We start from the raw sequence: 26,984 nt of genomic DNA, 5'->3' as shown, positions 1-26,984 counted from the left end.
AGGTGCTGTCACTAATCTTTCATTTGTAACGGAACCGACATTGTGGTGTTGCGTTTCTGCGCAACGCCGACGGAGAAGTTCTTATGAAGATGGGCTCATTTTGCGCTGTATTACAAGATAGACTCTCTACCTCTACCGTTCTTGTCGCCCTCACCCTTGGTATATCCATCTGTCCCGTACAAGCTGCGGATGATGCTATCATTCCTGTCACGGCTATAACGGCGAAGATGGAGACGATGCACCGTGTCATCAATGGGATCGGCACGATCGAACCTCTTCAGTCCGTTATCGTCAGACCACGCATCGAAGGCCAGGTGGTCGAGATACCCTTCGCAGAAGGGGAGATAGTCGACAAAGGCAGTGTTTTGCTGAAGCTGGATAATCGCGAGCTCGTCTCTAACCTCGTGTCGGCAAAGGCGAAAAAGGCACAGGACGAAGCGCAGTTGCGAAGCGCCAAATTGGATGCGGAGCGATATGCGTCCCTTGCGGAAAAAGGAGTGGCCTCTCTCTCCGTGATGGAGCAAAAGAATGCTGCTAATCAGCAATATACCGCAGCCGTCCAGTATGATGATGCCATGATCAGGAATGCTGAAACGCAGCTCAGTTTCGCGACGATCCTAGCTCCCTTTACTGGACGTACAGGCTTCAAGCAGGTCGATATCGGCAGCATTGTCAGTACAACATCCACAAATGGTATCGTGACGGTGACGCAGATGGACCCGATAGGCGTGTCTTTTGTTGCGCCTGGTGATAGATTTGCCGAAATCCGTGATGCGTTAAAAGACGGGATCGCAGATGTGGAATTGGAAACCACGGATGGTACGAGAAAACTTTCAACGGGCAAGCTGACCATCATTGATAATGCCGTCGATTCCTCAAACGGCTCTATTCACCTGCGTGCGACATTCGACAACAAGACCGGGGCGCTTTGGCCGGGTCTGCCGGTGGCGACACGATTGACTGTTGAAGTGCGAAAGGGCGTGGTGGTGCCGGACAAGGCGCTGGCGCGTGGCCGTGACGGTCTCTATGCCTTCGTTGTTGGCGCGGATCACAAAGTCAGCAAACGCAGCGTGAAAACGGCCTTTGTTACGGATGCGATGGCTTTGGTCACCGATGGTATCAACGCCGGTGATCAGGTCGTCATGGATGGACAATCCCGCATCGCTGACAAGGTGACGGTGGCGGTCACGCCGTGGACCGGATCGCCAATCGGCGAGCTTTCCGGCGAGGTCTCCCAATGACATTGGCTGGTAGTGTTAAAAGCGAACAGCCAAGAAAATCCAGCTTCTTTGACTTTTTTATCGATCACCCGGTCGCTACCGGACTGATTATGGTCGGGATATTCCTGATTGGCGCCATCTGCTATCCTTTTATGCCGGTATCGGCACTGCCGCAGATCGATTTTCCTACGGTGCAAATCGCGGCAAGCCTGCCTGGGGCCTCTCCGGATACCATGGCGGCAAGTGTTGCCCAGCCTATCGAACAGGCCTTGTCCCGGGTCAGTGGCATCGCGGAAATGACCTCGACCAGCTCGCTCGGGACAACATCGATCACGGTTCAATTCTCTCTCGATGAGAACATCCAGACGGCAGCGAGCGATGTGCAAACAGCAATCAGCGAGGCCTCAGGGCAATTGCCTAAAGACATGTCTTCGCTGCCAACAGTCCATAAGGTCAATCCGGCAGATGCCCCGATCATGCAGCTTTCGGCAAGCTCAGACAGCCTGACATTGCCCGAACTCGACGAATATATCGAGCGCAATGTGGCGTCGAAGATCGGCCAGGTCTCCGGTGTCGCTTACGTGAATATTGGCGGCAAACAAAAGCCTGCAATCCGTATCGCGGTCGATCCAGGTCGCTTGGCACAGTCTGATGTGACGCTTGAAGACGTGCGCACCGCGATCGGTAATCTCAGCTTGAGTGCGCCCAAGGGCAATATCGACGATCCAACCCGTAGTTTTCCAATTTACACAAACGATCAGATTTCAAGCAGTGCGGAATGGAACGATGCCGTCATTGCTTATCGCAATGGCGGGCCGGTCCGCATCCGGGATATTGGTCAGGCTGTCGATGGCGCAGAAGACGCCAAAATGGCCCATTGGACCAACAATACGCGGGGCATAGCGCTGGACGTGTTTCGTCAACCGGGAGCCAATGTCATTGCCGTAGTCGATGCGGTCAAATCACAGCTCCCTGCCCTTCAAGCCTCTTTGCCACGATCCATCAAGCTGGAATTGGTGACGGACAGAACCACGACCATTCGCGCCTCCGTCGATGACGTGCAGTTCACCTTGATGCTCACCGTTGGCCTTGTGGTTCTGGTGATTTTTCTGTTTCTGCGCAGTGTGAGCACTACCATTATTCCTGTGCTCACTCTGCCTATTGCGCTGGTTGGTTCGCTAGCACCTATGTGGGTGCTGGGCTTCAGTCTCGACAATTTATCGCTCATGGCACTGGTTGTTGCTGTCGGCTTTGTCGTGGACGACGCCATTGTCATGCTTGAAAACATTGCCCGCCACATTGAGGATGGCATGCCGCCTGTGGATGCAGCGCGCAAAGGCGCTGGCGAAATCGGCTTCACGATCATTTCCATCAGTTTGTCGCTGATTGCCGTGCTTATTCCGATCCTGTTGCTCGGCGGCATTGTTGGGCGATTGTTTCGAGAGTTTGCAGTTACGCTGACCATTGCCATTGCCATCTCGGCCTTTGTATCACTGACATTGACACCCATGCTGGCCTCACGCTTCATACGAGCGACGCCTCCCCAGCGGCGCGGACGCTTCTATCGTGCTGGGGAGGCATTTTTTAATTGGCTTCTCTCGCTTTATGCCCGCAGCCTGACGCCGGTTATTCGCCATCGTTACATGACACTTGCGGTTTTCATCGGCACGATTGTTGCGACCGGTTATCTGTTTGTAATTGCACCGAAGGGTTTTTTTCCTGAGCAGGATACCGGCTTTATCGCGGGCTTATCTCAAGCATCTCCCGACATCTCGTTCAGTGAAATGGCGAAGCTCCAGGAACGTGTCAGTGCTATTATTCTGAAAGATCCTGCCGTCTACAGCGTGTTTATGGACATTGGTGGTGGTAATGGCGGCAATGCTCTCAATCAGGGACATGTCAACATCACGCTGAAACCGCTTTCGGAGCGCGGCGTGAGCGCAAAGCAGGTCATCGATCGGCTTGGTGAAGCTTTGAATGTTCAGCAGGGCATAAAGCTGTTCATGCAGTCAGCGCAGGATATCAATATTGGTGCACGGCCTGCCAAAACCCAGTACCAATACACGCTTCAAGATGGCAATATTGCAGAACTGGCGACTTGGTCCACGAAAATCACTAGTCGGTTGCAGGGATTGCCGCAATTGCGGGATGTTGGTAACGACCAGCAGGCCGAGGCGCCAAACCTGTCCATTCATATTGATCGTGCTGCCGCCACCCTTTACGGGGTGATGCCATCGACCATCGATGAAACCCTTTATGACGCCTTTGGGCAGCGTCAGGTCGCCTCTTATTCCACACAGAGCGATACGTTCCACGTTGTTCTGGAAGTGTTGCCAAACCTGCAGCGGGATATCGCCACACTGGATCGCCTGTCGTTGAGAGCTAATAATGGAACGCTGATCCCGCTTTCCGTGGTTGCCAAATGGACGACCAATGGCGTCTCACCAGTGTCCATTTCCCATCAAGGGCAATCACCAGCGGTGACCGTATCTTTCAATCTTGCCCCGAATGTTGCGCTTGGTGAGGCGACAGCCGCAATCGAAAATGCGGTGGCCACCATGCACCCGCCAGCATCGTTGCAGGCGAGTTTTTCGGGCAGCGCCAAGGCTTTTCAGGAATCACTGGCAACCGTGCCGTTCTTGATCCTTGCATCGCTTGTCGTGGTCTACATCATCCTCGGCGTTCTCTACGAAAGCCTTATCCATCCGCTGACAATCCTTTCAACCCTGCCCTCGGCTGGGCTCGGCGCGCTTCTGGCGTTGCAAGTGGCGGGATTCGATTTTGGGCTTGTGGCGATGATCGGGGTTATTCTGCTGATCGGGATCGTCAAGAAAAACGGTATCATGCTGGTTGATTTTGCGATTAACGCCGAGAAGAACGAAGGGTTGAGCAGCGAAGAGGCGATTGTCAAAGCAGCGCATATGCGGTTTCGTCCGATCCTCATGACCACTATGGCGGCCCTTTTGGGCGGCCTTCCCCTTGCAATTGGTCACGGCTCCGGATCGGAACTGCGCCAACCGTTAGGTTACGCCATAGTTGGTGGTCTGCTGGTCAGCCAGTTACTCACCCTTTATACGACGCCGGTGATTTACTTGCTGCTCGATCAGTTGCGTCAGCGAAAAAAACAGAGACTAAGTGTGTCGGTTTAACAGGAAATGGTCGTGTCGTAATTCTTTGGCGATGAACCTATACTAGGTCTTTTATGCTGGCATTTAAGAGTCGGATCGAGGGCGGAATATTCAAAGTCTTTTGTCGACCACAAGCGATCGATATGCTCCGCTTGGCAGCCGAGTGGAGGTCGCATTTTCAGCGAGTTTTCATTAGCGCCAGTCGTGCTGACGAGGAGATGATCCACGCTGTCTTGCACACGGCCCATATGTGCATCGCGGTTAAGGAGCCAATTCTCATTTCTACACTTCCCTCGATATTTGACAGAGCCGCCGTCCTATCGGTCGGTTGCGGTGACAGGTAGCCCCTCCTCTCCCCTTTTGACCGGCATCAGAGACGCTTTTCCTGAAATTACCGCGTAATACGAAGAGTCATTGAATATGACTCATCGTATTCCGTTTGCGAATATCTCAAACCACTGATGCATTTGAGATATTCGCAATCCCTTCAAGGCGAGGATGCGTCAGCATCTTCGAGCCTTGGTATAACTCGTGTGGGATTCGGCGCGGCGTGGCGATGCAAAACCTTGCTACGCCTGTGCAAAACAACGTTTCGATCCTGCAAATCTGCATTTTGTTAAAGCTGGTGCTAGGGTCGAGAATCTGTCTAAATATCAGATAACTATTGTGAAATAGGTAGGAAAGTTCAATGTGGCAAGGTCGCGTTAACCTTTTGCTAACCTAAAACTCCTTGCTCGAAAATCCGAATCGGCGCTAATGATTAATGGCGAAGTTTTACTGGTTTCGCGAAAATTAGCGCCGATAGCAAAAAATGGGTTTTGACATGGCGAAGATCGCCCCGAAAACTGAGGCCGTGATTGAGGGGTTGACTGCCTTGATGGAGCGTCACGCCGACGCGCTTTCCAGCCAGTTGCAAGCACATCATTTGAAAGTTTTCCCGCCGACCTCCGAAAAGGGGATTAGGACCTTCGGCCCCTCTGAAGCGTCTAAGTTGCTTGGCGTTGGGGAGTCTTATCTAAGGCAGATTGCTTCAGAAATGCCAGAGTTGAATGTCAGCATGAGCCCTGGGGGCCGGCGCATTTTCTCGATTGAAGATATCCACGTGATCCGCAAGCATATGGACCAGATCGGTCGTGGAAACCGTCGCTACCTTCCGCATCGTCGAGACGGCGAGCAGCTTCAAGTCATTTCGGTCATGAATTTCAAAGGTGGCTCGGGCAAAACGACCACCGCCGCGCATTTGGCTCAATATCTCGCAATGCGCGGCTACCGAGTGCTTGCTATCGATCTCGATCCTCAGGCAAGCTTGTCTGCGCTCTTTGGCAGCCAACCGGAGACGGACGTCGGTCCAAACGAGACCCTCTATGGCGCCATCAGATATGATGATGAGCAAGTGCCAATCGAACAGGTCGTTCGAGGAACGTATATTCCTGACCTTCATCTCATTCCCGGCAATCTCGAACTTATGGAATTTGAGCATGACACGCCCCGCGCCTTGATGAAGCGCAAGGAAGGTGACACGCTCTTCTATGGTCGCATCAGTCAAGCGATTGAAGACATTGCAGATAATTATGATGTCGTCGTCATCGATTGCCCTCCGCAACTCGGTTACCTCACGCTGTCAGCTTTGACGGCCGCGACATCCATCCTTGTTACGGTTCATCCCCAGATGCTCGATGTGATGTCAATGAACCAGTTTCTGGCAATGACATCGAACTTGCTGAGAGAAATTGAGAGCGCCGGTGCGGAGTTCAAGTTCAATTGGATGCGCTACCTTATCACCCGTTTCGAACCGAGCGATGGCCCCCAAAACCAGATGGTGGGCTATCTCCGGTCTATTTTTGGGGAAAACGTCCTTAATTTTCCAATGCTCAAAACGACGGCTGTCTCGGACGCGGGCCTGACAAACCAGACCCTTTTTGAAGTGGAACGCGGTCAATTTACACGATCAACCTATGATCGCGCCTTGGAGGCTATGAACGCCGTCAACGATGAGATTGAATCTCTGATCAAAAAAGCATGGGGTAGAACCACATGAGCCGGAAGCACATCCTTGGCGTCTCGACGGACGCCCAAGACGTTAAGCCGTCTGACAATCGTGCAGGGAAAACGCGGTCAATGCCGCTTCTCGGGGTCGCCAGAAAAGAACGCGACCCGGCAACAAAGCTGACTGCGAATATTGGAAACGCACTGCGTGAACAGAATGATCGCCTAAGCCGCGCCGAAGAGATAGAGCGGCGTCTTGCTGAAGGCCAAGCGGTTGTCGAATTGGATGTTTCGACCGTAGAGCCATCCTTCGTGCAGGACCGTATGCCTGGTGATATTGACGGACTTCTCGAATCGATTCGCGACCAAGGCCAGCAGGTCCCAATCCTCGTGCGCCCTCACCCGGATATGCCGGGCCGCTATCAGGTCGGCTTCGGTCACCGTCGGCTCCAGGCCGTTTCAGAATTAGGTCTTCCGGTCAAAGCGGTTGTTCGCGAGCTGACCGACGAACAATTGGTCATTGCACAAGGCCAGGAGAACAACGAACGTCAGGATCTCACCTTTATTGAGAAAGCACGTTTCGCCCATCGCTTGAATAAGCAATTTTCACGCGAGATCGTTATTGCCGCTATGTCGATCGACAAGAGTAACCTGTCGAAGATGCTTCTGCTTGTCGACACCCTCCCCCCGGAGTTGATCGATGCAATCGGCCCCGCACCAGGCGTCGGCCGACCAAGTTGGCAGCAACTCACGGAGTTTATCGAAAAGGCCCCCTCACCCTCGGACGTCTCAAAATATGCGCTATCGAATGAAGTGCAAGCGCTGCCATCTGCGGAGCGATTCAAGGCGGTGTTGGCCAGCCTTAAGCCTCGACGGGTCTCTCGAGGGCTTCCGGAAATTATGTCGACCCCTGATGGGGATAGATTGGCTCAGGTTTCGCAAAGCAAATCCAAATTGGAAATCACGATAGACAGGAAGGCGACGCCTGATTTCGCGGCCTTCGTCATTGATCACTTGCCTGCGCTTTATCAGGCGCACCGAGCACAGACCCAGAAGAAACAAGGAGAGTAGTCCGCAAAAGAAAAGAGCTCCCCCAACGTCGCCGTCGTGGAAGCCCTTCTGTCTCTCTAGCAAGAACAGAATCGCATTTCCTCGAATCCTCGTCAAGAGTTTTTGCGCCATTTGGTGAGTGATTTTCTTTTGCCTGCTGAAAGGTGAAAGATGATGGAGACTGGAAATGTGACGACGCCCTTTGGGCGGCGGGGTATGACGCTTGCGCTGGTGCGCCGGCAAGTCGCCACAAGCGACATTAAGCCGGGCAAACGTGCGGATAAATGGAAAATATTCAGGGATGCCTCAGCTGCAATGGAATTGCTTGGTATACAATCCAACAGCCTTGCGGTTCTCGATGCGTTATTGAGTTTTTACCCAGAGAATGAACTACGGCAGGATGCGCAACTTGTTGTTTTCCCCTCGAATACTCAACTTGCTCTTCGAGCGCACGGGTTGGCTGGAGCGACATTACGCCGGCATATCGCTGTGCTTGTAGATGCAGGGCTGATCGTTCGCAAAGATAGCGCCAATGGGAAACGCTACGCGCGCAAGGATAACGCCGGTCAGATCGAGCAGGCATTTGGCTTCGATTTGTCACCACTGCTCGCACGCTCAGAAGAACTTGCGATGATGGCGCAACAAGTGATGGCGGATCGTGCCGCCTTTAGGAAAGCCAAGGAAAGCCTTACCATTTGCCGTCGAGACGTTCGCAAACTGATCACGGCGGCTATCGAGGAGGGCGCTCAAGGCGACTGGCATGAGATCGAATGCGCGTATGTATCGCTTGTTGGCAAAGTATCTAGAACACCACCCCTTTCGGAAGTTACTGCCGTTTTAGATGAGATGAACAACCTGAAGAGTGATATTATTAAGCGATTGGAAAATCAGGTAAAATCAGAAAAAAATAGCAGCAATGCTGCTCAATTTGAGCGGCACATACAGAATTCAAATACCAAATACGTTAATGAACTTGAACCTCGCTCTGAAAAAGAGCAAGAGGCAACCAGGGCGCAAAACAGTTCGCCTCAACCTGTGCCGATAAAGTCATTTCCGCTTGGAATGATTTTGAAGGCCTGCCCTTCGGTTAGCGATTACGGTCCGGGTGGAAAAATAGAAAATTGGCGTGACTTAATGACTGCCGCAGTTGTGGTTCGATCTATGTTGGGAGTAAGTCCGGACGCCTATCAGGAAGCCTGCGAAATTATGGGTCAAGAGAATGCAGCTACCGCTGTCGCATGTATTTTAGAGCGTGCAAACTTTATCAACTCAGCTGGGGGCTATTTGCGTGATCTAACCCGCCGATCAAAACAAGGAGAGTTCTCCCTTGGGCCTATGATGATGGCTTTGTTAAGGGCCAATGGCCAAGTGGGCATGAAGGCGGGATAAAGCGCTGAGAAAATTTCGTCAAGACGATGGATTGGGATCGAAACGCGTGTAATTGAGGGCCTGATTCGGTGGTCAGCTGACCACCGACATAAGTAATTGAAAGACCAACGTTTTTTCCACGCGGTTTGAAACCACGATTTTGGATGATTCCTGACGCGGAAAATGCGAATTGCCATGAAAATCATCGTCGTGAGCAGGATATTGAGCCGTTGACTTGCTCATAACAATTGAGAAAGAGCCCAGATTTTCTGGCGGCATCTCCAATCTGGTCCCGTCCACACCTCAGTTCGGGAGCGGCTAAAAAATCGTACTAACATCAGGCCTGCGGCCTGTAAGCCAGGTAGTTATCCTGAATGATGATGTGGTCGGCTAAGTGTCTGGCATCATGCCAGACACCCCAGATGAAACTGGAGCCGCGACCGGAAAGTCCGGGAAGACCCAGGAAATAGAGGCCTTTCTCACATGAGACACCTTGATGATGTCTAGGGCGCCCTGCTTCATCGAAAGCATTCACCTTCAACCAGCTATAGTCGGACCTGAAGCCGGTAGCCCAGATGATCGTGGAGACGCCGGCGTTAATAAGATCCAGTTCGCGGATAGGATTAATAATACAATCTGTTGTCGGACCAAGGATGCGAGCCTCTGGCTCTTCAGGAAGGTTGAGACCGTTGCATGCAACAAAAGCATCCGCTTCGTCGAGCAGCGATAGATAGTTCTGGTCGCCACACTCAAGATTGTCGGCAAGATCTTGAGCGAAGGATAATTTGCCGTCCTTAAAGCTTTCGGTCATGCCCACCAGCACCATGCCCTGTGCTGCTAGACGACGGAAGTCGATCGTTTCTCCGCCTCGTGCGCCACTGACAGCGACCGTAACATGCCTGCTTAGCTGCAATTCCTGTACCTGTGCATCCCATTTGCCGAGAACGCCGAGCCACCAAGCGCAGTCGCGGCCGCGATAGCTGCGCGGAGGACGATCATGCGGCCCAACAGAAAGATAGGTCTTGCAGCCCGCACGCATTAATTCCTCGGCAATCTGCACTCCTGAAGAGCCCGCGCCAATCACGAGAACAGCCCCCTCCCCGAGTTGATCAGGGTTGCGGTATTCGCTGGAATGCATTTGGTTGATATCTGCCGTCGGTGGAACGATTGGCGGAATGTTCGGCAACTGAAACGGACCGGTCGCCACCACCACGTTTAGAGCTTCGATCACACCGTTAGACATCTCGACACGGAAGCCTGGACGACCTTTCAATCGCTCGACTTGAGTCACCTCGGTTCCACAGCGGATCGGTGCGTTATACTTCTTCGCATAGGCTTCAAAGTAGTCGGCAACGCCTTCTTTGGGGATAAACGCATCGGCATTGCCAGGAAAAGTCATGTTTGGAAAACGATCGTGCCAAGCTGGCCCATTAGTGACCAGGGAATCCCAACGCATCGAACGCCAACGCTCGGCTATCCTTCCTCTTTCAAGAACGAGATGTGCTACTTTGTTCCTAGTGAGATGCTCACTCATGGCGATACCAGCCTGTCCGCCGCCAACGACGAGTGTATGTATTTTTTCGACAGTCATTGCTTCGTCCTTGTTATATTTGAAGTGCGCGTGCTGGCGCCTTGAGCGGTTTTTCTCGCTCGTCGGGCGTCCAGTTAAGGTAGGCATCTCTGGCTTCGGCTGATGCTGCTGAAGACCGTCTCCATTTCTTTTTTGTATGTTTTTTTATGCGCGACCATGTGGCCAATGCCGACTATGTACAACTCCCTGATAATCATGGGCCAAAATCTCAATCGCGTTCGGAGAGTTTAGGTTGGTATGAGACACTTAAAAAACAGAGGAAATTTTGGTGAGATCAACAATGCAATAAGAGACGAGGGGAGGGGAAATGGTTCATCTAAAATTTGGACACATTCACTCAACGCTGGGCAACGAATATTCAACTTTGGCAGTGTGGTTCGCTCACTTAGGATAAGTCTGTACGCTCGAGAGCGGTAGGTGCTTACATATGTTTGAAACGGCCTGTCGCAAGGAACTTAAGAAACAGCCTTACGAAAGATAATGGCTTTAGGACTCCCTTAAATGGATTTTTGCTAAATTTACCCGGTATGCTGTCTAGGCGTTGCGCAAGATGAGCCGATGATATTGAATAACCAGTTTGGCAATCGTAAAAATAGCTTTGATTTGGACGCTGCGGCCGTGCTGGATGAAGCTTGGAACCTCGCATGTACAGGTCGTTCCATTCGCGCGTTCTCCTTAGCAAATTCAGTTCTGACTTCTGCAGAACAGCGAGGAGATCAAGGTCTTGTAGCGCGCGGTTCTCAGCAATGTGCGTGGTATTGCTTTCAACTTGGCGAGACAGAGACGGGGCTAGTATACGCGGAGAAAGCTCTTTCTCTTTGGAAGCAGCTTGAAGAGCCGGCGCTTGAGGCGGAAGCAATTAGTATTGCTGCTTGGCTGCATCTGGAACTCGGTAATTTAGAGCAGGCTGTCGAGTTCGCCGCAGAAGCAATGAACATTGCCGACCAGAGCCGTAATCTCAGATGTCGGTCTCTGGCCATAAATGTTATTGGCGTGATATTCTGGATGACGCGCCAACCATCCCTTGCGGTTGATTATTGCGCTCGTGCCGTAGAGCTTGCCCGAGAGGCACACGATCTTACATTCGAATGTTGGTGGTTGATTAATCTCGGTGGCGCGCATGCAGAGGATGCTTATCTCGTTCAGGAAGCCGATAATCAAAAATTCGAAACGTCGATTAGCAGCGCAATAGATGTTACGAAACAAGCACTCAGCCTCGCTCAATTACTTAAAGACGCCTGGGCCGAGAGGTTGTGTATCGCAAACTTAGCAGAATATTTTAATGCGGTTGAGAATTTTTCCGCCGCAGAAATGTTATTGGAGCGGTACCGTGACATTCCGGGCGACGATTATGTCCGCGGGGAGGGGCATTATCTGGTTACACTGGGAAGCACGCTCGTTTCGTTAAAGCGCTATGAAGAGGCCTTGGTTCCACTTGAGCAGGCCCACTTGCTTGCCGGGGAAAATTTCAATCTTGAGACTTTAATGCATGCCTGTCTGTCTCTGTCAAAAGCTCATGAGTATCTTGAAGCATTCGAGTTTGCGCTCGATTTTCATAAAAAATATCACAAGCTCCATCAGCAGTTCACTGCGGAGCGGATCCAGCAAAATGCCCGTATGGCGGAGATCCGTTATGAAACGAAAAAACTCAAAGCAATGCTTGATACAGAGGCAGAGCGCTCTGCAGAAATTGCCCGGTCATTAGAGGCCCTTCAGCAGCAAACCAATGTCCTGACTGAAGCGGCGAATACGGACCCGTTGACAGGACTTTCCAATCGGCGGCATTTGGAGACGATAATATCTGACGTTAATACTCAAGGCGCGAGTTATGCGCTGGCGATCCTTGATGTCGATTACTTCAAGACAATCAATGATACGTTCTCCCATATCATTGGTGATCGTGTCCTTGTGCAAATCGGGGCACTGGTCAAAATTGTTGTTCGTGAAACAGATCTCGCAGTTCGCTTTGGTGGCGAAGAGTTCGTTATACTTATGACGGACCTAACACTCGCCCACGCGGAAAGGGTTTCCGAAAGACTGCGAATGACAATTACCAACTTTGACTGGTCCGAAATTGCTGATGGGCTGAATGTGTCCGTCAGTATCGGAGTTGCAATGTCAGACGATGCAGTCGACGCCGAAGCGGTTTTGCAACTGGCGGATCGGCGCCTTTATTGGGCAAAGCAGACCGGTAGAAATAGAGTTGTTTGTTTTCTGCCGTCTGGAAATAGGTTTGAACAAACGACCAGCGCGATTACGGATTGAGGAAGCGATCCGATTCTGCTGACTGTCCCATAGCCTCTCGACGTTGCATTTCTCTTACCATGAATCTCTGCTTCCGCCGGAGTGAAGATGCGTACGGAATGCCGTGCAAAACGCGCCATAGCGCATTCGATTTTAATGTCATCAATAACCGAAACCGCTAATCCGATGTCATGCAAGGCTAAAAGGTCGGGGTGTGGCGCGGAAAGGGATTTCGACGCAACGAGCGCGATAAACCATTATGATCTTCGGTAGTGATGGGACTAAGCCGAGGTGCATTTTGACAGGTAGCAGAATTGGACCAGCAGTCGCAATTGCATGCAAAATCCTGGTGAAACAACCGGTCTGAATGGGGTTCGTGGCCGAAAAATCCAATTTTCAGGTGCCAAACATTGTGATCACCAATTCACGGGATGCGAGTTTTCTGGTTCAAACAAACAAAATCAAAGCCCCGCCGCTTTTGTCAAATTGACCCTGAAGCGATCCCTTCGGCGTTGATACCTGCGGGTCATCTCGGCTGAGGCATGACCGAGTTGCTTCTGGATATAGCGTTCATCGACTTCGGCGGAGGAGGCGAGACCAGCGCGCAGCGAATGGCCGGAGAATTTGAAGGCACGTTCAATTTCGCTGAGATCGCCACGAACCCCGGCAGCCATGGCGGTCCGCTTGACGAGCCGTGCCACTTCCTTGTCGTTCAAGCGCTCTGGCCCAACCGACTTGCCTTGTCCGGTGACGCGGCGGAAGAGGGGGCCATGGGCAAGCCTGGCGAAGGTGATCCAGCTCTCCAGAGCAACCACCGGGCAGGTGGCGTCCGATGAGCCACGGCCGATCTCGACTTCGCGCCAGCCGGTCTTGCCGCGCAGGGTGACGAGCATGCCCTTGTCAAATATTTCGATCCAGCCGCGCCCGTCTTCGGTTTGGTCAGCCTTGATGTCAAGACCAACAATCTCGGACCGCCTCAGGCCACCGGCATAACCGATCAGCAGCATGGCCCGATCGCGTAAACCTCTCAGCGTTCCCCGATCGAGTGTCTCGATCATGGCGATGATGTCCTCGGCCACCACCGCTTCCTTCTGCACAGGTGGACGCCCGTGGCTGTTGCGAATGCCGGCCATAACCGTGGCGATATGCCGATCCTTGCGATCAAGTATCAGCCCGCGCTGCGCATAGTTCCAAGACAATGACGACAGGCGCCGTTCGATCGTCGAGACAGCGTTTGCCTTGGCGCCACGCGCCGGTGTGCCGACGGCATCGCCTGAGGCACAGGTGGTAATATAGAGACCAACGGTCTGCGGGTCCGGGGGGAGGGGAGCCAAACTCAACTGCCGGCACCAGGCGGAAAAATGCTTCCAATCGGAGGCATAGGCTTTTCGCGTATTGGCAGAACTTGCCGCCGCCACATAGTCGCGGGCGCGGTCCGCCAGGCTGGCAAGATGCGTTGGCGTTTGGTTCTCGGCAACGGGAGAGAGCAGGGGAGGGGCCTGCATCGACGTGCCTGCGTCCGACACCTGCGGCGCGCAAACATCACCCTCAGCCGCCGTGCTGAGAGACGGCGCAGAGCTCTCCTGGAGGTGAATTTCGCTGTTTTGCTCGATGATCTGGGTGTCATTCATGGTTCATAGGCGGACGGTAAGTTTCTGATGTGGAACGAATCATATTCGCAGTTGATGACCGGATTTTAGCCGAACCGGCGTATTTTTCGCGATAATTCGGCGGACGAACTTTTCAGCGGAGGCGCTGTGGTTCCTGGGGCTAACAGACACATTATGGAAGACGCTGTCTGGGACGAGGCAGTACGAAGAGAGGCTGTGCTTCGCAGGCTGCTTGCCATTGGTCGGCCCAGTCGTTCCGACTTCCATAGAGCTTGCCGCGAGCTTGGAATCAGACGAACGCGACTGTATGAGTTGATCACAGCCTATCGGGAAAATCCGGTCACAAGTTCGCTGCTCCCGAATCCAGCAGGCACGAGGCGAGGGAGCCGCCGCCTGCCGGATGAGACCGAGGTTGTGATTGCACAAGCTGTACGGGATTTCTACGCGACACGTCAGAAAACCAGCATCAATCGGCTGCATAAGGAGATCTGCGGCCTCTGCCGGTTGCGTGGCGTGCGAGCGCCGTCCTGGCAGGCGGTAAAAGCCCGAATTGCTGCGATGGATCCGGCCGAACTCACCAAGGCACGGGAAGGTTCTAAGGCCGCACGCGATCGCTTCCGACCCGTCCCTGGAGAATATACCGCTGAGTGCGCATTCGACGTCGTCCAGATCGATCATACCATGGTCGATGTTATCGTCGTTGACCGTCAGTATCGACGACCACTGCAGAGGCCGTGGCTGACGCTTGCCATCGACGTTGCAAGCCGCATGGTCGCAGGCTTCTATCTGACGCTGGAGGCGCCCTCGACAGTGTCGGTTGCTCTCGCAATCCAGCACGTCGTGCAACCAAAAGAGCCATGGCTTGTCGGACTGGGGATCGATGCGAAGTGGCCCATCTCGGGGTTCCCCGACGCGATCCATCTCGACAATGCCAAGGAATTCCGATCGGTCGCATTGCGGCGAGGTGCCGAAGAATATGGTATTGAACTCATCCATCGCCCGATCGCCACGCCGCATTACGGAGGCCATATCGAACGGCTGATCGGCACCATGATGGGCGCTATCCATCTTCTACCCGGCACGACATTCAGCGATATCGATGAGCGCGGCAGCTATGACTCAGCGGCAAATGCGACGATGACCTTGGACGAACTGCAGCGTTGGATGGCGCTTGAGATCGTGCGCTATCATACGGATCGACATGGAGCTTTGGGGATTCCGCCCCTGGCGGCGTGGCATGAGGCTACGGCTCGGCGACTTCGGCCTGTGCGCCAGCCTCATGACCTCGCTGGTTTTATGATCGATTTCCTCCCCAGCGTCGATCGACTGGTGCGGCGTGACGGAATTCGTCTGTTCGGTCTGCGCTACTGGGACGACGTGCTCAGCATCTGGGCTGGTCGGCTCGACCGGCCGTTACGCATTTCCTACGATCCTCGTGATCTCTCGCAGATTTTCGTAAGGGCTCCAGATGGTACGCGCTGGCCGATCCGTTTCGCTGATCTGCGGCGGCCGCCGATAACGCTGGGCGAGCACCGCCGTGCCCGAACCGCCCTGAGAGAACGCGGTCTTGCCCTAGTAGACGAGCAACTGATCTTTGAGGCGATCGAGACCCAGCGCGCATTGGTTGATGATGCCGCCCGGCGCACGAAGGCAGCGCGGCAACTTGTAGAGAAGCGGGACCGCGCGCTCGACGCTACCAAACCCAACCGATCGGCCGCTCCACCTGAAACTGAGGACGACCGACCAATCGATTGGAGCAAAGTGCCCATTTTTTCCGTCGAGGAGTGGTCGTGAGCGGGGAGGGTGCATACGAGCATCTTGACGAGCGCTATCGGCGCTATGCGGCACTGCCTGAGGAAGAACGCATCGCCTGGATCAACGCCGATCGCTGGATAGGCTTCGATCAGGCGGAAGGTGTACTTGTGCGTCTGAACGCTTTGTTGGCTTATCCGCCACGTGACCGCATGCCTTGCCTGCTGATCTATGGCGACACCGGTATGGGCAAGACCAAGATCGTCCGCAAGTTCGAGCGGGCGCATCCGGCTACATTCTGCCAGTCAACAGGGGTCACCAAAAGGCCGGTCGTGGTGGCGCAGGTGCCCTCTGAGCCGGTTGAGCGCGATCTTTATCGGGAATTGCTGGCCAGCTTGCAGGCTCCAGCGCTCGTTGGCGGGACGCTTGCCCGCGAGAAAGACGTCTGCCGCTCACTGCTGCGAACCGTCGGGGCCAGGATGATTATCCTCGATGAGGTGAACGGCATGCTGGCTGGCACCTATCGGCAGCAACGGATTTTCCTCAATGCCTTGCGGTTTCTTGCAAACGACCTGAGAGTGCCGCTTGTCTGCGCCGGGACCGATCTTGCGCGCCAGGCCTTGCTCACAGACGCGCAACTGGCCGAACGTTTCGAGGCGTTTCATCTCAAGCCCTGGAAGAACGATCATGCCTTTGCACGGCTCCTGAAGAGCCTTGCAGGAATCCTACCATTGCGCGGTTCGTCCGATCTGGAAAGTCAGGCGGTACGTGAACGGATTCACATACTCACCAGCGGCGTCACGTCCCGAATCTTCCGACTGATCGAGACAGCAGCCGAAGAGGCTATCCGGTCGGGCAGGGAGCAGCTGGACCTGACGAGCTTCGGGGACCATCTCGTGCTGCCGCTCGTGTCGATGACGCAAGCGGCCGGCAGACGGGCAGTTCGCGGGATGACGCAGCTGGCGGGCCGATAATGGCAGGGCGTCTGCCAGTCGCACCGCGACCCTATCGCGACGAATTGCTGTCTTCATGGCTGGTGCGGGTGGCGTGTCGCTATGGTCTCACCGCACGAGAACTGGTCGGCCATTTCGCCGACGACGGCAATAGCGTGTCGTCACCCCCGCCAATCGACGATTGGGCGCCCGCACAGCATCAGACAAGGGCGTGGGCGCAGGCATGTGGTATCGATCCCGAACGTCTGGAGCGTCTGGCTTTGCGCAAGCGCTATCCGGTGCGTCCTCCGTCATGGTTCACGAGGCGCGGACCGGATGGGGGCCACTTGGTGATGCCTGGACCGCCGCCTGTTTGCCTCGACTGCTTCACTGCCGATCGGGTGGCGGGTCGAAATGCCTATCTGCGGGCCAGCTGGATGCTCGGCGAGTGCTGTATCTGTCCTGATCACGGTCAACTGCTTTGTGACCGCTGCATTTCTTGTCATCAGCTGCTGTCTGTAACATTTCGCCTACGCGACGGCTGCGCGCGGCCGGTCTGCAGTCGTTGCGCATGCCTGCTCGACGACGGGGGAGGGGAGGGTGGTCCGCCAAGAGACCGTGCGCTGATCCAGGCGGCTTTGGCAACCCAGCGGCTTGTGGCGGCAAGTATCGATCAAAATGATCCCGGTCGAAAACAGGTGGAGAAGGCGCTTGCGATCCTTTGGGCGCCTCTCGATCATCCCGCCGCTGCACGACCCGTTCTGGCGCTGTGGTTCGGCAAAGCCGGGTGGCGCTGCCCTTATGAAGTCAGGCATGCAGTGGGTGCCGACACGCCACTTGGGCGGATCCCGGTGCGCTGGCGCTTCGTCACGCTGCTGGCCTTGAACGATATCTTTGGCGTTGATCCGAATGTGGATGATGCAATTCCGGAGGCCGCAAGCCGCCTGGTCAGGAGGGCCACGGCAATGACAAGCAGTTCCGCTCCTAGATCGTTGCGCCATGAGGCCTCCAATCAGGCAGGGAGACGCTCATCGGAAGACTACGACCGTTTGGCCCGCAATATCTTGGCGCATCCGGACTGGATTGCAGCTGAGCGTCTGCCAGCGAGAAAACGGCAACGTCTTCGCGCGCGGCTGGTCGATGCAGCACTTGCTCGCAATTCGAGCAGCGAGGCCGGCTTTCTACTCAATCGCGACCCGGCGGGCAAATTATCGAGTCACGTGGAAGGCCGTGGAGCGCGTTTCGAGGGTGAGAATGAGCCGTGAATCGTCACGTTGAGAAAATCGCTGTACGGACTCCTATGGCCGAAACTGCGAGGCGCGCGTCTGGACAGCCTGTTGGCTGCGGAAAATTGACCACAAACCGTCCTGACGTGGAATTTGCAAGCGAACGGCATGCGCGAGATTTCGTCCGCTCCGCACGAATTTGATACTGGGCGTCGGGAGAGCCGAAGCCATCTCAGATCCGGTCCGGTGTTTGAGCACGAATGAAGTCCGCTTAATAAGCGTGAATTCTCGTCGCTCTGACGCGCAAAACAGGCTGTCCGTCGATGAAAATTGAACGACATTGGGCCATTTCTTTATAATGAACATTATGTCCGATAATGCAAGATTATCGGACGTATTTCTACAACGACAGGGCGTGCGGTTCAAGTCGATAATGCTAGCATAAACTGCGCACCTGATTTACACTTCGGCGCATGGATTCACTCCTGCCCTCCGCTCCAAATACCCCTGCTTGGTCGCCCCGCCTACCGGCGTGGGCGCTTTCGCGCGGTCGCGAAATCAACGAGTCCGACGCTGCCTTCGCCGCTGGTATCGCCCTGAAATCACTGAACGATATGGTCCGCGCCGAACCGAAATGGATCGGTTGCTGGCGTGATCGCCTAGCCCTCAAATCGGCCACTGTTGCCGCCAGAATGATTGGGCGCGACGAAAAAGAAAGCGCCATCCGGGACGCCGTTTTGTTGACCGCCGCCGGTGACGATCCCGGCCCGGCCGGAAAGCTGTTTCTGGCGACACGATTGCTGACGCGTCGATCCGGGACAATCACCACACCCTTCGTTAAGGAGCTCTCCACGCTTTTGGGAATTCGTTGGGACGACGGTCTTGCCGAGATCCCGAATCTGATCGATTCTGCAAGGCAGTCCGGGCGAGCAGCGCCTTTCGTCGCGGCGGACCTTATAGCGGCACTTTGCGCTGCCCGCCCGGATGCCGAGGTGCTGGCGCTGGGGCTCGCCGATCTCATCTTAGCGTACAAGCTTAATTGGCCGAAACCTGTGCCGCTGCTGCTCCCTGAGCGTTTTGGTCCGGCGTTCCGCACGATCGGCGGCCGCGGTCGCGTTAGGCCGGGCGAACCGGCTTATCCAAAAGCGATCTGCCTGGCGCTGGTCGATGGCGTAGACGCCGCACTTCGATCCGCCGTCGAGATAGACCGCTGCGCCGCACGACTGCTGGCCGTTGCGCCGAAGCTGCGCACCAAGAGAGCTGAGCCCGTTATCCGCAGACTCCTGAAGGAGGACGCGGTGCCTGCGTCGGCCCCCGGTAGCACACTATCTCGCTGGGCGGCCAATCGTCTGTTCGAACGGCTCGAAGGTTTTGAGGCGGTGCGCGAACTGTCCGGCCGATCGTCCTTCCGGATCTTTGGGTTGTGACCATGGCAGGATCCAGCACCGTTCGCAGCAAACGGCGGCCCGACATCCTTGTCCGAAAAATAATGATAGAGTTGCGACTTGCTGGTGCGACTGGCTTCCATGACTTCATCCAGGCTCATTCCAGCAGCACCTTTGGCATAGACGATCTCGGCGGCAGCCTCGATGATCCGTTGTCTTGTCGTCTCTCCCCGGACCGTAAATCCGGATTTTCCGTTTTTTCGCATGGTGATCTCCAAAATTGGACTAGACAGTCCAGTATCCTTCTATCAAGACTGGACCGTTCAGTCCATAAAGGAAGTCATCTTCATGCCAATGCTTCAGAACGACCAGACCTTTCCAGACATCGAAATTCCCGCCGTCGGTGGCGGCGTCATCCATCTTCCAAGCGATCTTGGCGGGTCATACGGCGTCGTGCTCATCTACCGTGGACATTGGTGCCCTTTCTGCAATGAGCAAGTGGCGGCTTTTGTCGCGGCAAGCGACGCGCTTCAGAAAGAGGGCATCAAGGTCGTGGCGTTTTCCGTCGATGACGAAGCCGAGACGAAAGACTTCATTGCAAAGCACGCTATCCCCTTCAAGATGGGGCATTCGGCAGATCTTGAAGCAATCGTTGCGGCTGTCGGCGCCTATCAGAACAACGCCCCGGCACGCGGCCGCTTTCTCGAAAACACCGGCTTCGTGCTCGCGCCCGACGGCAGCGTCGTCAATGCCGTCTATTCCAGCCGGGCGATCGGCCGGCTCGTTCCCAGCGACGTCATTCGCCTCGTCGCCTTCATGAAGTCATTGAAAAAATAAGAAGTGGGCTGGGCCAGATCATTCTCCGCTACCTGGCCCGTGCGCCGATGGTGTCAGGTTTCCACGGGAGTGCCGGGTCACTCACCCCGATGATCGCCATGTCCGGCGAGTAGGTCTCGTGCCACTTCACTGATCAGCGATCGCAGCCACCTGTGCGCCGGGTCATGGCGATATCGGACATGCCATGCCATCTCGACAGGGAAGGTCCCTAGATCGACGGGGGCCGGAAGGATCTTAAGGCGAGGATCCTTGGCAAGACGATTGCAAATCAGGCGCGGCAGTGTGGCGCAATAGTCCGTGACGGCGATCATTTCCGGCACTGCCAGAAAATGCGTCACCGACACGGCAACGTCGCGCTTGAGGCCCTTCTGGTCCAGCGCCTGGAAAAGCCCGGCCCGCATCCGGCCCGGCGGAAGCACGTTGACATGCTTCAGACTTTCGAACTGCTTTTTTGAGATGCTGTCCCGGATGTCCGGATGGTCGGCGCGCACGACGCACGCCAGTCCATCGTCCATCAGGTGCTGCACCACCATATTGTCCGGCGGATCGACGATGCGACCCAGCACCATGTCGGTCGTTCCGGACATTGCGCCGGTCTCGATCAGATCGTTGCCGAACGGGGTAAGGCGAAGCTTGATCCCGGCGGCCCGCTCGCGCAGCTGCGAAACAATTTCGGGCATCAGTACGAACTCGACGTAGCCGTTTGGAGCTAGGGTAAACAACCGTGTTGCCTCGGCCGGATCGAACTCCTGCTGGCCGAGGATCACGTCGTCCATACTTGCGAGCGCAGCACCGATCACCGGCGCCAGTTCCTCGGCCATTTGGGTCGGCCTCATGCCGTAACGCTCGCGGATGAACAGCGGATCGCGCAGCGTGTCGCGCAGGCGGTTCAAGGCATTGGACAGGGCTGGCTGGGTGATGCGGAGCCTTTCGGCAGCGCGGGTCACACTGCGTTCTTCCATCAGCGCAATGAAGACAGGCAGCAGGTTCAGGTCATATTTCATCCCGTTATATTGCAGAGAGTATATCTGAAATCAAAGAAATAAATTTCCGGAATGAGGTCTCGGCAGGCATGATCATCGTGTCGAAAGAGCAGCGATCGAAGGAAGATCGCAGCCAACACGAAACACCCGCGGCAGCTCTTGCCCAGTCAATTTTCGGAAGGATCCGCACAATGAAAATTCTCATGGTTCTCACCTCACATGACGAACTCGGCAACACCGGCCGCAAGACCGGTTTCTGGCTCGAAGAGTTCGCAGCTCCCTATTACGCCTTCCTCGAAGCCGGTGCCGAGATCACCGTCGCTTCGCCCAAGGGCGGCCAGCCGCCACTCGATCCCAAGAGCGACGAACCCGGATTCCAGACCGAGCAGACCCGTCGCTTTCATGCCGATCCCCAGGCGCAGGCCGTACTGAGCACCACCGTCACGCTCGACAGCGTTTCCAAGGATGACTACGACGCCATCTTCTATCCGGGCGGCCACGGCCCGCTCTGGGATCTGGCCGAAGACAAGGATTCGATTGCTCTCATCGAGGCAACCTATCGTGCCGGCAAGCCGGTCGCCTTCGTCTGCCACGCTCCGGGCGTCCTGCGTCACGTCAAGGCGGCCGATGGCGCACCGCTTGTCCGCGGCAAGAAGGTGACCGGTTTCAAGAACACGGAAGAGGACGGCGTGGGCCTTACCGACGTGGTGCCGTTCCTGGTCGAGGACATGCTGAAAGAGAATGGTGGCGTCTATACCAGCGGCGATGACTGGGGCTCCTACGCCGTTCAGGATGGCCTGCTGATCACCGGCCAGAATCCGGGCTCGTCCGTCGAGACGGCCGGCATTTTGCTCGCCACCCTCAAGGCTGCCAAGGCCGCCTGATCGCGGCGGATCATCCTCAAGCTCAAGCTTGAGTCACCTGCCATCTTGGTTCGGGGACAGACCTTGTCGTCTGTCGGGAACCGGGGCCGTCCCCGGACCAAGCTGCATCCCTTTGCCCTGGAGAATAGCGATGACGCACATGCTTCCTGCCCCATCATTCGTCCGCAATCATGTCATGACCAGGGAACCGGCAGTTGTGGAGACAGATGCTCACAGCGACCAGGAGAAGCTCGCGCCACTATCTTTCGCCGCGACCGTTGCCGTGATTGTGCTGGTGGCGATCGACCTGCGGCCGGAAATCGTGTCGATAGGACCGTTGCTGCCGCATATCCGTGAGGAATTCGGCATCTCCAATACACAGGCTTCGTTATTGACGGCCATCCCGGCGATGTTGATGGGTTTGCTGGCTTTCCCGACACCCTGGCTTGCCCGGCGGTTCGGTCGCGACCGGGTGATCCTGATCGCCCTCGTCGTCCTGATGACCGCGACGGCAGGCCGAGCCTTTGCCGGGTCGATCGGCGTGCTGTTGTCCGCCACCGTCGGGGTCGGCGCCGGCATAGCGGTTACCGGTGCACTGATCCCCGGTTTCGCCAAGAAGAGCTTTCCGAAACGCGCCGCAATCCTGATGGGCATTTATGCCATGTCGCTGGGACTAGGCAGCACGTTTGCGGCAGGTCTGGCACAACCGCTTGCCGATGCCGGCGGAGGCTGGAGGTTCGGTTCGGGCATTTTTGCGCTGCCCTGCCTGACGGCGATTGCAGCCTGGCTGTTGGTCGCCCGCGCCGAACGCGGCTCGGACGTTCCGGTGGCCGCAGCGCCAGCACCGGCGCGCCGCGGACTGCCTGTGCGCAACCCCAAGGCATGGCTGATCGCGCTCTATTTTTCGGCCAACAACATCCTGTTTTTCGGCTTCGTGTCGTGGACGGCACCAATGTTTCGGGAATACGGCATGAGTGCCACCACGGCCGGCCTGCTGCTTGCCAGCTTCACCGCCGCCTTCATGGTGTCGAACCCGCTTGCAGGCCTTATCAGCCGAAACGAGGACCGGCGCGGGGTGATTGCCCTGTTTGCGGGATTGGCTCTGGTCGGATCGGCTGCGGTTGCGATATCGCCCAGTCTGCTCCCGTTCCTGTTCATCCCCGTTATTGCCTTCGGCGTGGGCGGTTCTTTCACGCTTGGCATGATCCTGCCGCTCGACAACGCAGCTGATGCACACGAGGCCAATGCCTGGTCGGCATTCGTGATGGGCATCGGATACTTCACCGGTGCACTCGGCCCGCTGCTTCTGGGCCTGCTTCGCGACGTCACCGGTGGCTTCGCCATTCCGCTCTGGATCCTCGCGGCCGTTGCACTGCTGATGCTCGCCTTGTCGCCGTTCCTGCAACCGTCCGGCCTGCGCAGCGCGCGCGACTAGACCCCGCACATTCCACCGGCATTACCCAAGCTTTCCAGGGACGGCCAGCAGGCCGGCCGCCGGACAACCGCGAACTCCATTCACCAACTCGAGGACAAGATCATGACCACAGGTATCGCAGACAAAGTCGTTCTCATCACCGGCGGCAGCACCGGCATCGGTGCAGAGGTCGCCCGGACGCTCGCCGCAAAGGGTGCAAAGGTCGCCATTGCCGCCCGGCGTGAAGAAAAGCTGGAGGCGGTCCGCGCCGAGATTGCAGGGCAGGGTGGTAACATCCGTGCCTATGGCATGGACGTAACTGACAAGCACCAGGTCAAGGCCACCGTCGAAGCCGTGGTTCGGGATCTCGGACGGCTCGATGTCATCATCAACAATGCGGGGATCATGCCAATCCGGCCGATGGCCGAGATCAATACGGACGAGTGGGACGCGATGATCGACGTCAATCTCAAGGGGACGCTTTATGGAATTGCGGCCGCCCTGCCGCTGTTTCTCGCGCAGCAAAGCGGCCACATCATCAACCTGAGCTCCGTCGCCGGCATCAAGGTCTTCGCACCGGGCGGCACCGTCTATTCCGGTACCAAATTTGCGGTCAGTGCCATTTCGGAGGGGCTGCGCATGGAGGTCGGCGGGGCCGTCCGTGTCACGTCGATCGAGCCCGGCGCCGTGGAAAGCGAGCTGAAACTCGGCACGACGGGGACCGCGCGGGACACCGTGCATGACTTCTATGAACAGGCGATACCAGCCTCATCCGTGGCCCGGGCAATTGCCTTCGCGATCGAGCAGCCCGACGACGTCGACATCAATGAAATCGTCATCCGTCCCACGGTCCAGGCGTTCTGAACCTTTTCATACGGGCGGCAACTCTTGCCCGCCTGCTTTTCCAATAAGACACCACAAGGATTATCGGAATGTCTAGAATCATGAAATCTCTCGCAGGCGCAACGTTTCTGGCCTCGATCGCTCTCTCAACCGGAGCTGCCGCCGCTGCGGACAGCAAGGTCAGGAATGTTGTTCTCGTCCATGGCGCCTTTGCCGATGGCTCGGGCTGGAGGGCGGTTGCCGATCTGCTCGCCAAGGACGGCTACAAGGTCAGCATCGTCCAGCAGCCTGAAACAACGCTGGAAGCCGATGTGCAGGCGACACAACGAGTCCTAGACCAGCAGGATGGTCCCGTCGTGCTCGTCGGCCACAGCTACGGTGGCCAGATCATTACCGAGGCCGGCAGTGATCCGAAGGTCAGGTCGCTGATCTATGTTTCGGCATTGATGCCCGAGATCGGCGACAGTTTACTGTCTCTCGTCAAGTCGAAGCCTTTGCCGAACGAGGATGTAAAGGCCACCAAGGATGGATATCTCTACCTCGATCCGGCGAAATTTGCCGCCGATTTCGCCGCCGACCTGCCGAAGGAAATCTCGGCCACGATGGCGATCTCGCAGGTGTTCGTTTCCGAAAAGGCCTTTTCCACGCCGGTGACTAGGGCTCCTTGGCATGACAAGCCGACATTCGCGATCGTCTCGACGCAGGACAAGGCGCTCAATCCGGATCTCGAACGCTGGATGTACAAGCGTGCCGGTGCTGAGGTGACCGAAATCGAGGCGAGCCATGCGGTCTACATCTCGCAGCCGCAGGCCGTCGTGCGCGTCATCGAAAAAGCTGCAGAAAGTGGAAAGTAGGCGGCGGGAGAACCCGCATCGGGCTCGCAAGATATTTGCGTGCCCGATGCTTCAACGAAAATCGAATGCCGCCTTTGAAGCGGCCAATCCAGGCACGCAACGGATGCGAGACGCAATCATGACAACCAAATTCGAAAACCTCACTCTTGTCGATGCAATGCGGGCCATTCAGGCCGCCGTCGCGAAAGCCGACGCATTCAGGGTTCCCTGTTCGGTCGCAGTTGTTGATGCCGGAGGCCATTTGCTTGGCTTTGCCAGGCAGGATGACGCCATGCCCGGATCGGCTGAGCTGGCGATCAACAAGGCTTATACCGCACGCATCTTCAATAACTCGACAGAGGCGCTTGGGAGGATCGCCCAGCCGGGAGCAGAGCTTTACGGCATTCAGCAGAGTCACGCGGGCAGAGTAGTCATGTTCGGTGGCGGCCTTCCAATCTGCATCGGTGGCGTCGTTGTCGGCGCAATTGGTGTAAGTGGCGGATCGGTGGCCCAGGATGTGGAGATCGCTGAGACGGGCACAAGCCTCTTTGTCGACAGGGCAACTAGATGAACAAGGTGGCGGTTGCCCTCTCCATCGCGCTGGTTCGAATTGGTTCAAGAGCGAAGAGGAACCAGAGGTTGGCGCCCGCCTCTCTATCGGGTGCAGACAGACGGTATGAAGAGGCGGGCGAGCCTACGCCTGCTCGGCATATCGGTCGATATTTGTGTCGAGAAGTTCCAGCAACTGGTCGCGTCCGGGATCACGAACAGCTTTTGCCCAGGCTGCGGCAAGAGGCAGTTTCCGGAGTGAAATGCCGCCAACCGTCATGAGGGGAACGAAAGTCACCCCGGATACCGCGAGTTTCGCGGTCCAGCGGGGGACGATGGCAGATCCGATTCCTGCCGCAACGAGGTTGATAATCGTTTGTTTCTCGTCAGCAATTTGGGCTATGCGCGGGTGTAGTCCGGCGTCCTCGAAAAGTTTCATGGTCAGGTCATAGCTGTGGGGGCGAGAGCGACGCTCTGGCACGATGAGGGGCTCGTCGCGCAGTTCATCGACGGAGATCCGCTCGCGGTTCGCGAGCGGGTGCGTGACAGGCAGTGCAATAACGGGTGTTTCCTGCGTGAGGGTGCGAACGACCAGATTCCGGTTCAGTCCGTCTCGAGGTCGAATAAAGACGATATCCAGACGCCCGGCAATCAGTTTTGGAATGAGACGTATCGACTTGTCTTCGACAAGTTGCGTGATGATCCCGGGGAATCGCTCCCGAAAATCATGCAGCAGCGGCGGTATAAGACCTGCTGCAGCGCTGTCTATCGCACCTATGCGGAGCACGGTCGTCTGCTGAGTTTTCCTTGATCGAAACTCTTCCGCAAGTGTCTGGAGACGATGGAGAAGGGGCCTCACCTCCTCCAGCAGGGCGACTCCATCTTCGGTCAGGGCGACACTTCGGGTTGTCCGGGACATGAGGCGAGTGCCGAGGGACTCCTCCAACAGTCTTAAATGCCGTCCCAGCGATGCCGGTAGCATTCCCATTTTCTGTGCAGCCCTACCGAAATGCAGTTCTTCGGCCGCAGCGACGAAGCATTTTAGTTGTTCCAGTTCCATGACATGCCTTTATATCATTTAATTATATAATTAAAGCATTGTGGATTGGGAGGAAAGTACGAATTAACGTCTTTCCCGAAGGCGCAGGAGGTGCGCCCAACGGATCATTG

21 protein-coding genes and 1 pseudogene are annotated in these 26,984 nt (G+C 56.0%); 16 read left to right on the top strand and 6 right to left on the bottom strand.

Features of this window, described 5'->3' with window-relative positions; all coding sequences use genetic code 11:
* Positions 1-83 precede the first annotated feature (83 nt).
* The 5 genes from ASB66_RS19770 (at position 84) to repC (ending at position 8,773) form a co-directional block, all read left to right on the top strand.
* Entirely contained in the window at positions 84-1,241 is a 1,158-nt protein-coding gene (locus tag ASB66_RS19770) for an efflux RND transporter periplasmic adaptor subunit (protein WP_081089192.1), read from the top strand.
* Positions 1,238-4,369 (top strand): efflux RND transporter permease subunit, encoded by a 3,132-nt coding sequence (locus tag ASB66_RS19765; RefSeq protein ID WP_081089191.1) that lies wholly within the window; start codon positions 1,238-1,240, stop codon positions 4,367-4,369. The genes ASB66_RS19770 and ASB66_RS19765 overlap by 4 nt, the downstream gene beginning before the upstream one ends.
* A gap of 802 nt (positions 4,370-5,171) precedes the next feature.
* Positions 5,172-6,386 carry a plasmid partitioning protein RepA gene (gene repA / locus ASB66_RS19755; RefSeq protein ID WP_060720102.1) on the top strand — a complete coding sequence of 405 codons (1,215 nt, stop codon included), beginning with the start codon at positions 5,172-5,174 and terminating at the stop codon, positions 6,384-6,386.
* On the top strand, positions 6,383-7,405 hold the full coding sequence (gene repB / locus ASB66_RS19750) for a plasmid partitioning protein RepB (protein ID WP_060719979.1): 1,023 nt from the start codon (positions 6,383-6,385) through the stop codon (positions 7,403-7,405). The genes repA and repB overlap by 4 nt, the downstream gene beginning before the upstream one ends.
* 153 nt (positions 7,406-7,558) lie before the next feature.
* Positions 7,559-8,773 (top strand): plasmid replication protein RepC, encoded by a 1,215-nt coding sequence (gene repC, locus ASB66_RS19745; protein ID WP_060720101.1) that lies wholly within the window; start codon positions 7,559-7,561, stop codon positions 8,771-8,773.
* A 72-nt stretch (positions 8,774-8,845) separates the two neighbouring features.
* Here repC and ASB66_RS19740 read toward each other — a convergent pair whose 3' ends face one another.
* Positions 8,846-9,031: a hypothetical protein gene (locus ASB66_RS19740; RefSeq protein WP_060719978.1), complete on the bottom strand. Its 186-nt coding sequence runs from the start codon at positions 9,029-9,031 to the stop codon at positions 8,846-8,848.
* Between the two features lie 58 nt (positions 9,032-9,089).
* Entirely contained in the window at positions 9,090-10,343 is a 1,254-nt protein-coding gene (locus ASB66_RS19735; protein WP_060720100.1) for a flavin-containing monooxygenase, read from the bottom strand.
* A 558-nt stretch (positions 10,344-10,901) separates the two neighbouring features.
* Between ASB66_RS19735 and ASB66_RS19730 the strand changes: the two genes are divergently transcribed.
* Positions 10,902-12,608, top strand: a complete 1,707-nt coding sequence (locus ASB66_RS19730) for a tetratricopeptide repeat-containing diguanylate cyclase (protein WP_060719977.1) — start codon at positions 10,902-10,904, stop codon at positions 12,606-12,608.
* A gap of 440 nt (positions 12,609-13,048) precedes the next feature.
* Here ASB66_RS19730 and ASB66_RS19725 read toward each other — a convergent pair whose 3' ends face one another.
* A complete protein-coding gene (locus ASB66_RS19725; RefSeq protein WP_081089189.1) occupies positions 13,049-14,218 on the bottom strand; it encodes a site-specific integrase in 1,170 nt (389 codons plus the stop codon).
* A gap of 393 nt (positions 14,219-14,611) precedes the next feature.
* Between ASB66_RS19725 and ASB66_RS19720 the strand changes: the two genes are divergently transcribed.
* The 4 genes from ASB66_RS19720 (at position 14,612) to ASB66_RS19705 (ending at position 19,534) form a co-directional block, all read left to right on the top strand.
* Positions 14,612-15,991 carry a Mu transposase C-terminal domain-containing protein gene (locus ASB66_RS19720; protein WP_234613932.1) on the top strand — a complete coding sequence of 460 codons (1,380 nt, stop codon included), beginning with the start codon at positions 14,612-14,614 and terminating at the stop codon, positions 15,989-15,991.
* A complete protein-coding gene (locus ASB66_RS19715) occupies positions 15,988-16,923 on the top strand; it encodes a TniB family NTP-binding protein (protein WP_197714915.1) in 936 nt (311 codons plus the stop codon). The genes ASB66_RS19720 and ASB66_RS19715 overlap by 4 nt, the downstream gene beginning before the upstream one ends.
* The gene (locus ASB66_RS19710; protein ID WP_060719974.1) at positions 16,923-18,146 is read left to right on the top strand and encodes a TniQ family protein; all 1,224 of its coding nucleotides are present in this window, start codon (positions 16,923-16,925) and stop codon (positions 18,144-18,146) included. The genes ASB66_RS19715 and ASB66_RS19710 overlap by 1 nt, the downstream gene beginning before the upstream one ends.
* 434 nt (positions 18,147-18,580) lie before the next feature.
* Entirely contained in the window at positions 18,581-19,534 is a 954-nt protein-coding gene (locus ASB66_RS19705; protein ID WP_070167282.1) for a DUF1403 family protein, read from the top strand.
* A 56-nt stretch (positions 19,535-19,590) separates the two neighbouring features.
* On the opposite strand, the pseudogene ASB66_RS27160 reads toward ASB66_RS19705, so the two are convergent.
* Positions 19,591-19,758 (bottom strand): annotated as a pseudogene (locus tag ASB66_RS27160) (TetR/AcrR family transcriptional regulator); the annotation flags it as partial.
* 82 nt (positions 19,759-19,840) lie between these two features.
* On the opposite strand from ASB66_RS27160, the gene ASB66_RS19695 reads away from it, so the two are divergent.
* Positions 19,841-20,329, top strand: coding sequence for a redoxin domain-containing protein (locus ASB66_RS19695; protein ID WP_060720098.1), 489 nt, complete (start codon positions 19,841-19,843; stop codon positions 20,327-20,329).
* Between the two features lie 77 nt (positions 20,330-20,406).
* On the opposite strand, the gene ASB66_RS19690 is transcribed toward ASB66_RS19695, so the two are convergent.
* Positions 20,407-21,333, bottom strand: a complete 927-nt coding sequence (locus ASB66_RS19690) for a LysR family transcriptional regulator (RefSeq protein ID WP_060719972.1) — start codon at positions 21,331-21,333, stop codon at positions 20,407-20,409.
* Positions 21,334-21,503: 170 nt separating this feature from the next.
* Here ASB66_RS19690 and ASB66_RS19685 point away from each other — a divergent pair, with 170 nt between their 5' ends.
* The 5 genes from ASB66_RS19685 to ASB66_RS19665 all read left to right on the top strand — a co-directional run bounded on the left by ASB66_RS19685 (position 21,504) and on the right by ASB66_RS19665 (position 25,836).
* Positions 21,504-22,196, top strand: a complete 693-nt coding sequence (locus tag ASB66_RS19685) for a type 1 glutamine amidotransferase domain-containing protein (RefSeq protein WP_060720097.1) — start codon at positions 21,504-21,506, stop codon at positions 22,194-22,196.
* A gap of 130 nt (positions 22,197-22,326) precedes the next feature.
* Positions 22,327-23,610 (top strand): MFS transporter, encoded by a 1,284-nt coding sequence (locus ASB66_RS19680; RefSeq protein ID WP_234613934.1) that lies wholly within the window; start codon positions 22,327-22,329, stop codon positions 23,608-23,610.
* Between the two features lie 102 nt (positions 23,611-23,712).
* Entirely contained in the window at positions 23,713-24,453 is a 741-nt protein-coding gene (locus ASB66_RS19675; protein WP_060719971.1) for an SDR family oxidoreductase, read from the top strand.
* 80 nt (positions 24,454-24,533) lie between these two features.
* Complete coding sequence (locus ASB66_RS19670; RefSeq protein ID WP_234613936.1) at positions 24,534-25,286, top strand: alpha/beta fold hydrolase; 753 nt, start codon at positions 24,534-24,536, stop codon at positions 25,284-25,286.
* Positions 25,287-25,404: 118 nt separating this feature from the next.
* Positions 25,405-25,836 carry a GlcG/HbpS family heme-binding protein gene (locus ASB66_RS19665; protein WP_060720095.1) on the top strand — a complete coding sequence of 144 codons (432 nt, stop codon included), beginning with the start codon at positions 25,405-25,407 and terminating at the stop codon, positions 25,834-25,836.
* 123 nt (positions 25,837-25,959) lie between these two features.
* Here ASB66_RS19665 and ASB66_RS19660 read toward each other — a convergent pair whose 3' ends face one another.
* Entirely contained in the window at positions 25,960-26,874 is a 915-nt protein-coding gene (locus ASB66_RS19660; protein ID WP_071206088.1) for a LysR family transcriptional regulator, read from the bottom strand.
* Between the last annotated feature and the right edge of the window lie 110 nt (positions 26,875-26,984).

Source organism: Gillisella vitis, assembly GCF_001541345.2.
In the GTDB taxonomy this organism is placed as follows: Bacteria; Pseudomonadota; Alphaproteobacteria; order Rhizobiales; family Rhizobiaceae; genus Allorhizobium; species Allorhizobium vitis.
The sequence above is the reverse complement of the archived record's forward strand: the minus strand, read 5'-3'. Positions and strand labels throughout refer to the sequence as shown.